The organism is Streptomyces sp. LE64, assembly GCF_052606915.1.
Genome location: NZ_CP199708.1, coordinates 5,720,988 through 5,734,626, shown reverse-complemented (window position 1 = coordinate 5,734,626; position 13,639 = coordinate 5,720,988). Strand labels below are relative to the sequence as shown.

The 13,639-nt window shown below is 72.4% G+C and carries 13 protein-coding genes; 5 read left to right on the top strand and 8 right to left on the bottom strand.

Annotated features, from left to right (window positions below; all coding sequences use genetic code 11):
* Window positions 1–52: 52 nt before the first annotated feature.
* Window positions 53–865, top strand: coding sequence for a TetR family transcriptional regulator (locus tag ACSMX9_RS25615; RefSeq protein ID WP_445397360.1), 813 nt, complete (start codon window positions 53–55; stop codon window positions 863–865).
* A 21-nt stretch (window positions 866–886) separates the two neighbouring features.
* Here ACSMX9_RS25615 and ACSMX9_RS25610 read toward each other — a convergent pair whose 3' ends face one another.
* Window positions 887–1,303, bottom strand: coding sequence for a hypothetical protein (locus ACSMX9_RS25610; RefSeq protein ID WP_445397358.1), 417 nt, complete (start codon window positions 1,301–1,303; stop codon window positions 887–889).
* 235 nt (window positions 1,304–1,538) lie between these two features.
* Between ACSMX9_RS25610 and ACSMX9_RS25605 the strand changes: the two genes are divergently transcribed.
* The 3 genes from ACSMX9_RS25605 (at window position 1,539) to pssA (ending at window position 4,746) form a co-directional block, all read left to right on the top strand.
* The gene (locus tag ACSMX9_RS25605; protein ID WP_351246092.1) at window positions 1,539–2,507 is read left to right on the top strand and encodes an HpcH/HpaI aldolase/citrate lyase family protein; all 969 of its coding nucleotides are present in this window, start codon (window positions 1,539–1,541) and stop codon (window positions 2,505–2,507) included.
* Between the two features lie 717 nt (window positions 2,508–3,224).
* Window positions 3,225–3,872 carry a phosphatidylserine decarboxylase gene (locus ACSMX9_RS25600; RefSeq protein ID WP_351246094.1) on the top strand — a complete coding sequence of 216 codons (648 nt, stop codon included), beginning with the start codon at window positions 3,225–3,227 and terminating at the stop codon, window positions 3,870–3,872.
* Window positions 3,873–3,963: 91 nt separating this feature from the next.
* Window positions 3,964–4,746, top strand: a complete 783-nt coding sequence (pssA, locus tag ACSMX9_RS25595; protein ID WP_351246100.1) for a CDP-diacylglycerol--serine O-phosphatidyltransferase — start codon at window positions 3,964–3,966, stop codon at window positions 4,744–4,746.
* Window positions 4,747–4,820: 74 nt separating this feature from the next.
* On the opposite strand, the gene ACSMX9_RS25590 is transcribed toward pssA, so the two are convergent.
* A complete protein-coding gene (locus ACSMX9_RS25590; RefSeq protein WP_445403099.1) occupies window positions 4,821–5,933 on the bottom strand; it encodes a glycerate kinase in 1,113 nt (370 codons plus the stop codon).
* Window positions 5,934–6,139: 206 nt separating this feature from the next.
* Between ACSMX9_RS25590 and ACSMX9_RS25585 the strand changes: the two genes are divergently transcribed.
* Complete coding sequence (locus ACSMX9_RS25585) at window positions 6,140–7,843, top strand: BCCT family transporter (RefSeq protein ID WP_445397356.1); 1,704 nt, start codon at window positions 6,140–6,142, stop codon at window positions 7,841–7,843.
* A gap of 12 nt (window positions 7,844–7,855) precedes the next feature.
* Here ACSMX9_RS25585 and ACSMX9_RS25580 read toward each other — a convergent pair whose 3' ends face one another.
* From ACSMX9_RS25580 to ACSMX9_RS25555, 6 genes are all read right to left on the bottom strand, one after another.
* Window positions 7,856–8,347 (bottom strand): methylated-DNA--[protein]-cysteine S-methyltransferase, encoded by a 492-nt coding sequence (locus ACSMX9_RS25580; RefSeq protein WP_445397354.1) that lies wholly within the window; start codon window positions 8,345–8,347, stop codon window positions 7,856–7,858.
* A gap of 32 nt (window positions 8,348–8,379) precedes the next feature.
* A complete protein-coding gene (locus ACSMX9_RS25575) occupies window positions 8,380–9,864 on the bottom strand; it encodes an AlkA N-terminal domain-containing protein (protein WP_445403098.1) in 1,485 nt (494 codons plus the stop codon).
* Between the two features lie 255 nt (window positions 9,865–10,119).
* Entirely contained in the window at window positions 10,120–11,400 is a 1,281-nt protein-coding gene (locus tag ACSMX9_RS25570) for an MFS transporter (protein WP_445397352.1), read from the bottom strand.
* Between the two features lie 56 nt (window positions 11,401–11,456).
* Entirely contained in the window at window positions 11,457–11,969 is a 513-nt protein-coding gene (locus tag ACSMX9_RS25565) for a hypothetical protein (RefSeq protein ID WP_366116028.1), read from the bottom strand.
* Complete coding sequence (locus tag ACSMX9_RS25560) at window positions 11,966–13,225, bottom strand: hypothetical protein (RefSeq protein ID WP_445397350.1); 1,260 nt, start codon at window positions 13,223–13,225, stop codon at window positions 11,966–11,968. The genes ACSMX9_RS25565 and ACSMX9_RS25560 overlap by 4 nt, the downstream gene beginning before the upstream one ends.
* 142 nt (window positions 13,226–13,367) lie before the next feature.
* A complete protein-coding gene (locus ACSMX9_RS25555) occupies window positions 13,368–13,523 on the bottom strand; it encodes a hypothetical protein (RefSeq protein ID WP_445397348.1) in 156 nt (51 codons plus the stop codon).
* Between the last annotated feature and the right edge of the window lie 116 nt (window positions 13,524–13,639).

The following is a 13,639-nucleotide window of genomic DNA, read 5'->3' as shown; positions in this document are numbered from 1 at the left end:
CCCGGAGCGGGGACGTGCGCGCCGGAACGATCGGATGGAGTACGTTCATGGCATGTCCCAGTCCGCGGATTCCGCCCGCCGTCCGCCCCGTCCCCCCGCGTCCGAGGCACCCGGGAGCTCGGCCGGGAGCCGCGCCGCCGCCCAGCGTCTGAAGATGCGCCGGGAACTGGCCGCGGCGGCCATGGAGCTGTTCGCGACGAAGGGGTACGAGGCCACCACGGTCGACGAGATCGCCGCCGCCACGGGGGTCGCGCGCAGGACGTTCTTCCGCCACTTCCGGTCCAAGGAGGAGGCGATCTTCCCCGACCACGACGACACCCTGGTCCGGGCCGAGGCGGTGCTCAACGCGGCCCCGCCGCACGAGCCCCCGTTGGACACGGTGTGCCGCGGGATCAAGGAAGTCATGAAGATGTACGCCGCCTCGCCCGCGGTGTCGGTGGAGCGCTACCGGCTCACCCGGGAGGTGCCGACGCTGCGGGAGCGGGAGATCGCCTCCGTGGCCCGTTACGAACGGCTGTTCACCCGCTATCTGCTGGCGCACTTCGACGAGCAGGCGCACCACGACGGCAATGACGATCCGTTGCTCGCGGAGGTGGCGGCCTCCGCGGTGGTGACGGCCCACAACCACGTCCTGCGGCGGTGGCTGCGGGCCGGCGGCGAGGGCGACGTGGAGGCCCAGCTCGACCACGCCTTCGCGATCGTCCGCCGGACGTTCGGCACCGGCATCGGCTCGGGGCGGACCGCCTCCGCGGCCACCGCGGAAACGGCCGGCGGGGGGCAGGTGCTGGTCGCCGTGGCCCGGACGGACGCGCCCCTGGACGAGGTCATGCGGACCATCGAGGGCGCGTTGCGCGCGGAGGGCTGAGCCCCCCTCCGCGCGCGCGGGTCAGGACGCGCAGAAACCGCGCTCCAGGGCCGCGTTGAGCTTCCTGCCCTGCTCCTCGGTGGTCTTCACGCCCTCGTAGCTGAAGCGCTGGGCCGCGAGCCAGTCCACCTTGGGCGCCTTCGCGTGCATCGCCGCGCACTGGTTCTGGGCGGCGATCACGGCCTTCTGCTCGTGCTGGGCGGCCTCGGGCGCCACCTCGGCGATGGCGGCGATCAGTTCGGTCCGCGCCGCGCCGGTGGGTTCGTCCGGCACCCCCGCCGCCTCGCGCGCGGCGGCCAGCCGTTCCTCCGTCGCCTTCTGAGCCCCTTCCTGGGCGGCGGGCCCGGCCGCGGCCGGCGCGTCGGGCTCGGCGCTACAGGCGGTGAGCGTCAGCAGGGCTACGGCGCCGACGACGGCCGTGGTGATCCGGGTGCGCATGTTTCTCCCCAGGACGGTCGATGAACGGCCCCATCATGCGGGACCCACCGGGGAGAAACAGCAGAATCGTCGAACGCCCCCGTCCCGTGAACCGCTTCCGTCCCGTACCTCCGCGAAAGTCCGTTCGGGCGGGGCGGTCGTCGGGCTGCCCGGGGGATTCGGCACCATCGAGATCGACAGCCGTATCGTCGACGGGACCCGCTCGGCGAACCGCCCCGACCCAGGAGGTCCCCGCATGACCGCCCCCGTCAACCGACTCCGTCCGCGCCGCTCCTGCCTCGCGGTCCCCGGGTCGAACCCCCGGTTCCTGGAGAAGGCGCAGCAGCTCCCGGCCGACCAGGTGTTCCTGGACCTGGAGGACGCCTGCGCACCCCTCGCCAAGCCCGGGGCCCGGCACACCGTCGTGACCTTCCTCAACGAGGGCGACTGGGGCGGCAAGACCCGGGTGGTCCGGGTCAACGACTGGACGACGGAGTGGACGTACCGCGACGTGGTGACGGTGGTCGAGGGCGCGGGCCAGAACCTCGACTGCCTGATGCTCCCCAAGGTGCAGGACGCCCAGCAGGTGGTGGCGCTGGACCTGTTGCTGACCCAGATCGAGAAGGCGATGGGCTTCGAGGTGGGCCGCATCGGCATCGAGGCGCAGATCGAGAACGCCAGGGGCCTGGTGAACGTGGATGCGATCGCGGGCGCTTCGCCGCGGCTGGAGACCATCGTCTTCGGCCCGGCGGACTTCATGGCCTCCCTCAACATGAAGACGCTGGTGGTCGGCGAACAGCCGCCCGGGTACCCCGCGGACGCGTACCACTACATCCTGATGCGGCTGTTGATGGCGGCCCGCGCCCACGACCTCCAGGCGATCGACGGCCCCTACCTCCAGATCCGCAACACGGACGGCTTCCGCGAGGTGGCGGGGCGGTCCGCCGCGTTGGGCTTCGACGGCAAGTGGGTGCTGCACCCGGGGCAGGTGGAGGCGGCGAACGAGGTGTTCTCCCCCTCCCAGGAGGACTACGACCACGCCGAGTTGATCCTGGACGCCTATGCGCACCACACGTCGGAGGCGGGCGGGCGCAAGGGTTCGGCGATGCTCGGCGACGAGATGATCGACGAGGCGTCCCGGAAGATGGCCCTGGTGATCGCGGGCAAGGGCCGCGCCGCCGGGCTGTCCCGGACCTCGGCCTTCGAAGCTCCCGGGGAGCGGTAGGAGGGCGGAGCCCCCCGGCCCCGCACGGCCCGCGCATTCCGGCCAATCACGGACCGGGGGGTGTCCTTCACCGGGGCTTCCATCGGATGATGGGAACAGCGGGAAGCAGGGCGGGGGACGGGCCCGTACACGGCCACCCGGCCCCGGGGCGGGTGCGGGAACTGGCGCTTCTCACCCATGGCGACGGACGGCGCGCGGAGCGTCAACGGCGGGGGTCGGGCCGCCCGGTCAGGGCTGGCCGAGATGGCTACCACGGTCGGGACGGCGCGTGCGATGATGGTGACCGCAGCGCGCAAAAAGGACTCCGGACGACGAAACGGCCTCGGGGCCGGGACGGCGGGCGCCTCACCTCCGGGCAAGGTCGCGGAGGTCGCGGGGACACCGTCCGGAACCACGCGGTTACGGCTCCTCCACGGGGTACGAGATCGAACGCCTCCACCCGGGGCCACCGATGCTGCTGATCGGCGAAGGAACCGCCCGGATCCAGACGGTGCCCCTCGGCTCGGACCGTTCGAAGGACACCGACTCCCTGGACGGCCATCGGGCTGGTTGCCCCGATAAGGGTGGTTTCTTCGAGAAGAACGTCACATCCTGTCCACCCTGTTCGGGCTTCGACTCAGCTTCCTGGCTTGCCCAGTTGCGGCCCGCAACCGATACGATCGCGGAACAGCCGCCGTCCCCCGTCCAGCGCGGCACCACCCGCTACGAAGGTCATCCATGCCCGACAGCCAAATCTCTGCACCTCGCGGCCGGGTCCGCCTCGCTCGCGGAGCGTCCCCGTGGCTCCTGCCGACGGTCGCCACCGCCGCCCTCAGCCTGGCCCGGTCGCGTCGTTCCTCGAAGGCCGCCGCCATCGCCGTGCCCGCGACCGCACTCGCGGCCGGCATGCTGTGGTTCTTCCGCGACCCCGAGCGCGAGATCGCCCAGGGCCGGGTCATCTCCCCCGCCGACGGAGTGGTGCAGAGCATCATGCCGTGGAAGGACGGACGGACCCGGGTCGCGATCTTCATGAGCCCGCTCAACGTCCACGTCAACCGTGCTCCCCTCTCCGGCACCGTGACGTCCGTGGAGCACGTCCCGGGTGGATTCGTTCCCGCGTTCAACAAGGAGAGCGAGAACAACGAGCGCGTCGTCTGGCACTTCGACACCGAGCTGGGCGACATCGAGATGGTGCAGATCGCCGGAGCCGTCGCGCGTCGCATCGTGCCGTACGTGCCGCAGGGCACCAAGGTCGAGCAGGGTGATCGGATCGGCCTCATCCGCTTCGGCTCGCGCGTCGACATCTACCTGCCGGAAGGCGTGGACGTGGATGTCGAGGTCGGGCAGAAGACGACCGCGGGGGTGACTCGCATTGACCGTGATTGATCCCGAAACATCGCCCGGAGCCCAGCCCGGCTGGGTGCCCGAGGCCAAGGCCGCCGAGGGGCGCGAGGGAACCGAGGACGAAGCGGAGGACATGCCGCTGTCGCTCCGGCTGTCGATAGCGGACACCCTCACCCTCGGCAACGCCACCTGCGGCTTCATGGCGGTGTACTTCACCACCACCGGCATCCTGATCCCGCACCTCACCGGCAGCGACGAGTCCGGCATGGCCCGGCACTCCGCCGCCACCGCGGTGATCCTCATGCTGTGCGCGGCGGTCTTCGACCTCTTCGACGGCCTGGTGGCCCGCAAGCTGCGGTCGTCACCGATGGGAGCGGAGCTCGACAACCTCTCCGACCTCATCAGCTTCGGCCTCGCCCCCGCCTACTTCGTGCTCGTCTACGGCATGGTCGCCGACGACGCGTACCAGAAGGTGGCCGCGGTCGGGGCGATCGTGGTGCTGTTGGCGGTGGTGCTGAGACTCGCCCGGTTCTCCTGCGTCACCCTGCGTGACGGGGTCTTCCAGGGCATGCCCAGCCCCTTCGGGGCGCTGACCGTGGTCTCCATCGTGCTGCTCGGACTGCCCTTCTTCGCGACGCTGCTCGCGATCGTGGGCACCGCGTGGCTGATGGTGAGCCGGGTGGAGTATCCCAAGCCGCGCGGACGGCTCGCGGTGGCGATGCTGTCGTGGATCGTGCTCAGCATGGGGCTGCTCGCGGCCTGGGCGTTCGACGCGCCCGGCGGGCTGCTGCTGCTCCAGACCGGCTGTGCGCTCCAGCTGGTCATGGGTGCGGTGATCCCGCTGTTCGCCACGGCCCGCCGGGTGAACAACTTCCGGGACAACCGGCGCGAGGCCCGCGCCGCCCACATGCCGTAACCGCGCGCCCCGCGCAGACGCCGGTGGGCCCCGACCACGTGGTCGGGGCCCACCGGCGTCCGTGGTGCCGGCGATCAGACCAGACGGTCCTCGGCCAGCCGGGCGGCCAGGCGCTCCAGCAGCGGTCCGGCCTGGGCCATCGAACGGGCCGGGTCGGGCTCCAGCTCCGCCAGGGCGTAGGCGCGGCGGATGCCGGCGCGCTCCAGCTCCCCGGCCGACAGGGCGAGGCGTCCGCACACGGCCACCACCTCCACCCCGGCGGCCCGGGCCGCCGCGGCCACCCCGACCGGTGCCTTGCCGTGCAGGGTCTGCCCGTCCAGGGAGCCCTCCCCCGTCACCACCAGGGTGGCGCCCTCCAACGCCGCGGCGAAGCCGAGGACCTCCAGCATCACCTCGATGCCCGGGCGGAACCGGGCGCCGAGGGCCACCAGCGCCCCGTAGCCCACGCCGCCCGCGGCGCCCGCCCCGGCGCGTTCCGCGGCGCGCACGCCGGTGGCCCGTTCCATGAGCGCGGCGAAGCGGCTCAGCGCCGTGTCCAGGGCGGTGACGTCGGCCGCGTCGGCGCCCTTCTGCGGGCCGTACACCGCCGCCGCTCCCCGGGGGCCGGTGAGGGGGTTGTCGACGTCGCCGGCGAGGACCAGGTCCACTTCGGCGAACCGGGGGTCCAGGCCGGAGAGGTCCACCGCTGCGAGGTCCAGCAGACCTCCACCGCCCGGGCCCACCGGTTCCCCGGCCGCGTCCAGGAACCGGGCGCCCAGGGCGCTGAGCATCCCGGCACCACCGTCGGTGGTGGCGCTGCCGCCGATGCCGAACACGATGGTGCGGGCGCCCGCGTCCAGCGCGGCGCGCAGCAGTTCGCCGGTGCCGTGGCTGGTGGCGGTGCGGGCGGCGAAGACCCCGACCGGGAGCCGTTGCAGTCCGGACGCCCCGGCCATCTCCACCACGGCGGTGTCGTCCCGCAGGGCGAACCGCGTCGTCACCGCGTCGCCGAGCGGCCCGCGCACCCGGACGTCGCGGGGCGCGAAGCCCGCGGCGAGGGCGGCGGCGACCGTGCCGTCGCCGCCGTCCGCGACCGGAAGGGCGCGCACCTCCAGGTCGGGCACGGTCCGGCGGAGTCCGGCCGTCACCCGGTCGGCCACCTCGACCGCCGTCAACGAGCCCTTGAACTTGTCCGCGGCCACGAGCACGAGCCGCCGCGGGGCCCCGCCCCCGCCGCGTTGGTCGTCCGCCCCGGTCACCGATGCCTTCGTCACGTGCTGTCCCGTCCCCTTCACTCGTCGGCCCGCGCCGCTGCGACCCTAGCCGGCGTCCCCCCGGCCGGCTCGGGCTCCCCGTCACGGACACGGCGCGCCACCACGGCGAAGCCGGATGTTTCCCCCCATAGTGGGGCGCGATGAGCACAGAGACGCTGGAAACGGACCCCGGGGAGAGCGGCGCACCGGACGGGGCGAGCCCACCGCCCGACCTCATCGTGGTCGGCGTCGGGGTCGGGGTGGTCCTCGCCGTGGTCGCCTGGGCGGCGATCGGCAAGGAGTCCTTCGACTCGGTGTCGGGCACCGCACTGGACTGGGTGCTCGCCAACTTCGCCTGGCTCTTCGTCATCGCCGCGGACGCCTTCCTGGTGCTGTGCCTGGTGCTCGCCCTCTCCCGGTTCGGGCGGGTGAAGTTGGGCACGGACGACAGCGAACCGGAGTTCACCAACCTGGCGTGGATCGCGATGATGTTCAGCGCCGGCATGGGCATCGGGCTGATGTTCTACGGCGTCGGGGAGCCCCTGACCCACTACCTGGAGCCGCCGCCGGCCAGCGGGGTGGAGCCGCGGACGCCCGCCGCGGCCCGGGTGGCCTTGGAGTACTCGTTCTTCCACTGGACGCTGACCCCGTGGGCGATCTACGGGATCGCCGGACTCGCCCTGGCCTACGCCAGCTTCCGCAAGGGCCGGGGCAACCAGCTCAGTTCGGTGTTCGTTCCCCTGCTCGGGGAACGGCGGGCGGCCGGCTGGCCGGGGCGGGTGATCGACCTGCTCGCGGTGTTCGCGACGGTCTTCGGGACGGCGACCAGCCTCGGCGTGGGCACCCTCCAGGTCGCGACCGGCCTCGGGCTGACCGCCGGGGTCGACGACTCGACCACGCTGCAACTGCTCATCGTGGTGGTGCTGTCGGGGGCGTTCGTGCTCTCCGCGTTCTCCGGGCTCCACAAGGGCGTGAAGTGGCTGAGCACCCTCAACGTGGTGCTCGCCGCCTGTCTGATGGTGTTCGTCTTCGCACTCGGGCCGACGGTGTTCATCCTCGACGCCGTTCCGGCGAGCGTCGGCGGCTACCTCAACGACCTGGTGTCCATGGCCACCCGCACCGGTGCCTTCACGGACAGTGCCTGGCTCGGGGCGTGGACCATCTTCTACTGGGCCTGGTGGCTCTCCTGGGCGCCGTTCGTGGGCACCTTCATCGCCCGCATCTCGCACGGCCGGACCATTCGGGAGTTCCTCTTCGGGGTGCTGCTGGTGCCCAGCGGCGCCACCGTCGTCTGGTTCTGCGTGATGGGCGGCACCGGCATCCGGCTGGACCAGACCGGCCGGGTGGACATGGCGGAGAAGGTGGAGCAGGGGGCCGAGGCGTCGTTGTTCGCGATGCTCGACGCGCTGCCGCTCGGCTCGGTCACCTCCTGGGTGGCGATGCTGCTGGTGATGACGTACTTCGTCACCAGTGCGGACTCCGCCTCCCTGGTGATGGGGTCGCTCAGCAGCCGGGGCGCCCTGCACCCGCGGACCTGGTTGGTCGTGACCTGGGGCGTGCTGATGGCGGCGGTGGCCGCGGTGCTGCTGGTGGCCGGGGGGCTGGAGTCGCTCCAGACGGCGACGATCCTGGTGGCCCTGCCGTTCGTGGTGGTGATGCTGGTGCTGTGCTGGGCGCTGTTGGCGGAGCTGCGGGTGGACCCCGGGGCGGGGGCCGCCCGTACGCAGCGGTTGCACGGGCTCCGGGACGCAGTGCGGGCGATGGTCGGCGAGGCCATCTCCGAGGTCGCGCCGGAGCGGCACCGGCGGCTGCGTCGACTCGCCCGCAAGGGCCCCGGGCCGGGCGAGTCGGACCCGCCCGAGTGAGCCCGGAGGGGGTCAGAACAGGGCGGTGCCGCGTTCGAAGTCCAGCAGCCGCTGCTTGCGGGCCAGGCCGCCGCCGTAGCCGGTGAGGTCCCCGTTGGCGCCGATCACGCGGTGGCAGGGCACGATCACGCTGATCGGGTTCTTGCCGTTGGCGAGCCCGACCGCCCGGGAGGCCGCCGGATTGCCGAGGGCCTCGGCGAGTTCCCCGTAGGTGCGGGTGCGCCCGTACGGGATGCGCAGCAACTGGTCCCAGACGGAGCGCTGGAACGGGGTGCCGTCGAGGCGCAGCGGAAGGTCGAACGCGGTCAGTTCGCCCGCGAAGTAGGCGTCGAGCTGACGGACGGCCTCGGTGAAGGGCCCGGGATCGCGGTCGCCGAAGGTCTCCTCCGGCGGACGGTGCCGTTGGTTGGTCATGTACACCCCGCTGAGGACGCCTTCGGTGGCGACCAGGGTGAGGGTGCCGTAGGGGCTGTCGTGGTGGAGGTGCTGCCGGACGGGGTTCATGGTGGCTCCTGGTGCGTGCTGCCGACCGGGGGCTAACCCGGAAGGACGTTGATCGGGTGGTCGTCGGTCGCCCAGAGGTGCTGCACCGCGTACGCCCGCCAGGGGCGCCAGGCCGCGGCGCGGGCGGTGAGGGCCGCGGGCGTCGAGGGCAGGCCGAGCCTTTCGGCCGCACGGCGCACGCCGAGGTCGGTGGGGAGGAAGGCGTCCGGGTCGCCGAGGGCGCGCATCGCGATCACCTCGACGGTCCACGGGCCGAAGCCGGGGAGCGCGGCGAGACGGGCGCGCGCCTCGGCCCAGTCGGACTCGGCGCCCAGGCGCAGCGTGCCCGCGGCGAGCCCCTCGACGAGGGTGGTGAGGGTGGCGCGGCGGCTCCGGGGCAGGGCGAGCGCCTCGGGGTCCAGGGCGGCCAGGTCCCGTGCGGTCGGGAAGAGATGGGTGAGTCCGCCCTCGGGGTCGTCGACCGGGGTGCCGTGCGCGGTGACCAGCCGGGCCGCGTGGGTGCGCGCCGCGGCGGTGGACACCTGCTGGCCGAGCACCGCCCGGACGGCGAACTCGTCCTCGTCGACGGTCCGCGGCACCCGGCGGCCGGGGGCCTTGTCGACCAGCGGTGCGAGCAGCGGATCGGCGCGGAGTTGGGCGTCCACGGCCACCGGGTCGGCGTCCAGGTCGAGCATCCGGCGGCAGCGGCTGATGGCGACGGGCAGGTCCCGCAGGTCCGTGAGGGTCAGCCGGCAGCCGATGTGCTCCGGTCCCGGGGTGAGGGCGACGATGCCGTGGCCGTAGGGCAGCCGCAGGGTCCGGCGGTACGCCGCGCCGTGCCACTCCTCCACCCCGGGGACGGCCGTGGCCACGAGGTGCCCGAACAGGTTGTCGGGGGTCAGGGGGGCGCGGAACGGCAGCCGCAGGGAGAGCGCCCCGGGGGTGCCGGCCGGTGCCGCCGGGGCGCCCGAGCGGCCGGCGGCCCTGGTCCGCAGTTCGCTGGGGGAGAGCGCGAACACCTCGCGGACGGTGTCGTTGAAGGTGCGGATGGAGGCGAATCCGGCGGCGAAGGCGATCTCCGCCATGGGCAGTGCTGTGGTCTCGACCAGCAGTCGGGCGGTCTGCGCCCGTTGGGCCCGGGCGAGGGCGAGCGGGCCCGCGCCCAACTCGGCCAGGAGTTGGCGTTCCACCTGTCGGGTGCTGTAGCCGAGGTGGGCGGCGAGTCCCGGAACGCCCTCCCGGTCCACCAGCCCGTCGGCGATGAGCCGCATGGCCCGGGCGACGAGGTCGGCGCGCTGGTTCCACTCCGGGGAACCGGGGCTGGTGTCGGGCCGACAGCGCTTGCAGGCCCGGAACCCCGCCTGCTGGCAGGCCGCGGCGCTCGGGTGGAACACCATGTTCTCGGGCTTGGGCGGCACCGCGGGGCAGCTCGGGCGGCAGTAGATTCCGGTGGTGAGCACGGCCGTGAAGAACCAGCCGTCGAACCGGCTGTCCTTGGACTGCACCGCTCTCACGCACCGCTCGGTGTCGGCGTGCATCGCGCTTCGCATGTCTCCAGCATCGGGGACGCGAGACGGTGTCGCTGGCAGGAATCCGACATGAGTGTTCCGCTGACGTGGCCCCGGGTGGTGCCCTGGCCACTCCCGAGCGGGGTCAGCGGGCGGGGCCTCCCTGGTGGTGCGGCCGTGGAAGAAGGTCCGCTCGACGACGGTCCGGGTGCCCCCCTGGTCTCGACCCGGAAGCTCCGGACGACCGACCTCCGGTGCGCTCCGCGGTAGCCGGAGCGCCGGGCGCTATCCCCGTGGGGCCTTCGGCAGGCCACCCCGGGCGAGCAGCAGCACCGTGGCGGCGAGGGCGAGGACCGCGCCCGTGCCGGTGAGCAGCCCGAAGCCGCCGGAGGCGACCAGCATCCCCGAGGCCAGCCCGCCGGAGGCGCCGGCGACCAGGACGCCCACGTCCATGAGGCCCTGGTAGGCGGCCCTCCGGTCGGCCGGCGCCGCATCGGTGACCATCGTGGTTCCGCTGACGAAACCCAGGTTCCAGCCGATGCCGAGCAGGATCAGCGCCGCGGCGAGGGTGGGTGCCGAACCGGGCGGGGCGACGTACGCGAGCAGTGCGGCGGCGCCCAGCACCACGGCTCCCAGGGCCGCGGTGGGCAGCCGCCCGGTGCGGTCGACCAGGTACCCGGAGAGCGGGGAGGACAGGTACATCGCCCCCATGTGCAGCCCGATGACGAGTCCGGCGACACCGGTGCCGTGACCGTGGTCCGCCATGTGCACGGGGGTCATCGTCATGATCGCGATCATGACGACCTGACTCAGCACCATCACCGCTCCTCCGGCCGCCATCCGGCGGAGGTCCTCGCGCGGCAGCCGGCCGGCCACCGGGGCCGGCTCGGCCGGCGAAGGGGCCGGTGCTGCGGGGGGCGTCGCCCGGCGGGCCAGCACCAGCGGATCGGGGCGGAGGAAGGACCAGGTCACCAGCGCTGCGGACACGAAGGCCGCGGTCGCCAGCAGGAACGGGCCCGAGAGGCGGGGCAGGTCCCAGGCTTCGGCGAGGTCGCCGGTGGCGCCCACGAGCCCGGGGCCGGCGATCGCACCGGCGGCGGTGGCGAACAGGACGGTGGACACCGCACGACCGCGGCGCTCGGGCGAGGCGAGGTCGGCGCCCGCGTACCGGGCGATCATGACGGACGCGGTGCCCGCGCCGTACACCAGCAGGCCCAGGAAGAGCAGCGGCACGCTGTTCCAGGCGGTGGCGGCGACCACGAGGAGGCTCCCCACGGCGCCCCCGCCGTAGCCGAGGGTGAGGCCGGGCCGTCTGCCCCAGCGCTGACAGGCCCGGCCTATGCCCGCGGCCCCCACTGCCGCGCCTATGGTGAACAGCGCGCTCGGCACACCGGCCAGGCCGGTGGAACCGAGCATCTCCTCGGCGAGCAGTGCGCCGACGGTGATTCCGGCCGCGAGGGCCGCGCCGCTCAGGATCTGGGTGGCCACGAGGACCGTGAGGACCCGCCGCTGGGCCGGGTGCTCCCCGCGGTCCGCCGTGACGGACGGTGCGGTGGGGGACGTCATGCGCTCGCTCCTCGTGGTGCCGGTGAGGGCGGCGGACGCGCCCCGGTCCGGAGAGGCTACGCCGCGCGCGCCGAACGCAGTGCGGCGATGTCGGCCAGGGACAGGTTCATGCGGTCCCGGAGGAACCGGACGATGGTCCAGTGCGGGACGGCCTCCTCCTCGAAGGGGCCGAACTCCTGGCAGTACAACGGGATCCAGCGCAGGGCTTCCTCGATGGTCCGCTCGCGGCCGGGCTCCTCGGCGTACTCCTCGTACCCGATGCTGCGGTGGTTGATGAAGAACTTCCCGGGAAGGCGTTCCTCGCAGAGTTCCCGGTATTCCCGGGTCTGGAGGATCAGGTAGTGCCATATCTCGTCGATGTGCTGTTCCACGGGCAGGAAGAGTCCGGCCAGTTCGGAACGGTGCCGGGAAACGAGATAGAGATAGCGCAGGCATTCGGCGACCTGCCGCTCGACTTCGTGTCGATCGGCGCCGGTTTCCTTCAGGAAGTGGGTGACGACTTCTTCGTGCAGCGGCTCACCGAGCAGGCCGATGAGGTCCGCTTCCGTCATGCGCTCCTGCGTCTTCATCGTTCTCCAGACCGGGTGGGGTTCTCCGTCACGAGCCAGGCGTGCTTCCCGGAGGGGCCCACCGGTATGTGCGTACGGTGCCGGGCGGTGCACGGCATTCCGGTGAGGTCCGCCACGAGTTTCTCCAGCGCCGAGGATTCGGACGGTTCGAGGGGTTCGTCATCGAAAGTGGTGAAGTGGAGACGTGCTTCTGCCCGGTCCGACAGGCGCAGCTGGTAGAGGAAGACGCGCGGCGAGGCGGCGGCCACGCACTCGTCCAGGTCGCCCTGGGAGACGGGGCCCCCGGGAGCGTCCAGGAGTTCCTTCTCCCGACCGCAGAAGCGCATGGCCTTCGCCGGGTCGGGGCTGCCGTCGAGGGTGCGGACGCAGTCGCCGGAGCGGTAGCGGACCAGCGGCATGTAAGGGTTGCGCACGCTCGTCACGATGAGGCTGTAGAGCGTGCTGCCCGGGGCGACGGGCAGCAGTTCCAGGCTCATCCGGTCGAGGTGGGGGTGGTACCGCCCGGAGCGGTCGCTGTAGTAGAGGTAGCCCAGCTCGGTGCTGCCGAAGAGGTCGATCACCGGGCGGCCCAGCCGGCGTTCCAGGAAGCGGCGGACGTTCAGCGGGGTGTACTCGTACGCGGTGATCACGGTCTCCGGCAGCGGGAACCCGTCCCACAGGTCCCAGCGGAGCGCCTTGCGCACCAGGTGGGCGAGGTGGTAGCCCGAGCAGTCCAGGTGGTACCAGCCCTCGGGGTGGGCGGCGCGCTCGGCCCGGATCTCCGCCAGCATGCGCTGGACGTCGGTCCGTTCCCACAGGTCCGGGTCGAGCCGGAGGTTGAGGTAGACGGTGCGCTCGTCGAGCCGGCGCTCGTCGAGGGCGGGCTCGGGGTCCGGGGCGGCGCCGCGTTTGCGGGCGTTGACCCGGGCCACGTGTTCGGTGGCGAGGACCGTGGTCAGGGAGACCCGCCGGCAGCCCGCCTGCCAGGTACGGGCGATGTCGGGGTGCTCGCTCCACAGCTGGTAGTAGCTCTTGAGCAGGAAGTACGGCGGGCGGATGAGCTGCATCCGGGCGTGGTTGGTGCCCGTGGAGAGCACGAACTCCGCTTCACCGCGGTCCAGCGCGGCGGCCAGTCGGGGCGTCATCCAGTTCTCCGGGAACCCGCGGGCTATCTCCGGTTTCTCCAGGATCGGGAAGTGACCGCGCTCGATGTGTTCCCGGTAGATCGGGATGTCCCTGATCTGGTCGATGACGTCGGGGCCCGGCTGGCTTTCCATGCTCGCCTTCGTGGGGTGTGGAACAGGGAGGGAGAACAGAAGGGGAATCGAAATCGGAATTCCGGAAAGCACCTGGGGGGCGACTGGCTGCCGCCACCCGGGCGCGCGATCCACCGGGTGGATGTCCGAACCGGACGAGCGCCTAGGAAATACAGCCCGTCTTGGGGGCGGCACTGATGCAGCCGCTCTTCGGGGCGGCACTGATGCATCCGGTCTTGTCGCCGGCGGTCGCGGAGTTGAGCGCGTTCCACGCCTGCCAGTTGTCGTCCTGGGCCATCTTCTTGATGAGCTGTTCCATTTCGACCTCCCGTTGGGGGCAGCGCGGCCCATTGACCGCGCTTTCGATGAAAGGAAGCTAGGAGTCCGCAGCTATGCGTGTCAATGGAAGCAAGAATGAGAAAACGCTCATGGTCA

What these genes read in the sequence shown, in the direction of transcription:
- ACSMX9_RS25615 (WP_445397360.1), top strand. Translation starts at nt 53, where the DNA reads ATGTCCCAGTCCGCGGATTCCGCCCGCCGTCCGCCCCGTCCCCCCGCG.
- ACSMX9_RS25610 (WP_445397358.1), bottom strand. Translation starts at nt 1,303, where the DNA reads ATGCGCACCCGGATCACCACGGCCGTCGTCGGCGCCGTAGCCCTGCTG.
- ACSMX9_RS25605 (WP_351246092.1), top strand. Translation starts at nt 1,539, where the DNA reads ATGACCGCCCCCGTCAACCGACTCCGTCCGCGCCGCTCCTGCCTCGCG.
- ACSMX9_RS25600 (WP_351246094.1), top strand. Translation starts at nt 3,225, where the DNA reads ATGCCCGACAGCCAAATCTCTGCACCTCGCGGCCGGGTCCGCCTCGCT.
- pssA (WP_351246100.1), top strand. Translation starts at nt 3,964, where the DNA reads ATGCCGCTGTCGCTCCGGCTGTCGATAGCGGACACCCTCACCCTCGGC.
- ACSMX9_RS25585 (WP_445397356.1), top strand. Translation starts at nt 6,140, where the DNA reads ATGAGCACAGAGACGCTGGAAACGGACCCCGGGGAGAGCGGCGCACCG.
- ACSMX9_RS25580 (WP_445397354.1), bottom strand. Translation starts at nt 8,347, where the DNA reads ATGAACCCCGTCCGGCAGCACCTCCACCACGACAGCCCCTACGGCACC.
- ACSMX9_RS25575 (WP_445403098.1), bottom strand. Translation starts at nt 9,864, where the DNA reads ATGCACGCCGACACCGAGCGGTGCGTGAGAGCGGTGCAGTCCAAGGAC.
- ACSMX9_RS25570 (WP_445397352.1), bottom strand. Translation starts at nt 11,400, where the DNA reads ATGACGTCCCCCACCGCACCGTCCGTCACGGCGGACCGCGGGGAGCAC.
- ACSMX9_RS25565 (WP_366116028.1), bottom strand. Translation starts at nt 11,969, where the DNA reads ATGAAGACGCAGGAGCGCATGACGGAAGCGGACCTCATCGGCCTGCTC.
- ACSMX9_RS25560 (WP_445397350.1), bottom strand. Translation starts at nt 13,225, where the DNA reads ATGGAAAGCCAGCCGGGCCCCGACGTCATCGACCAGATCAGGGACATC.
- ACSMX9_RS25555 (WP_445397348.1), bottom strand. Translation starts at nt 13,523, where the DNA reads ATGGAACAGCTCATCAAGAAGATGGCCCAGGACGACAACTGGCAGGCG.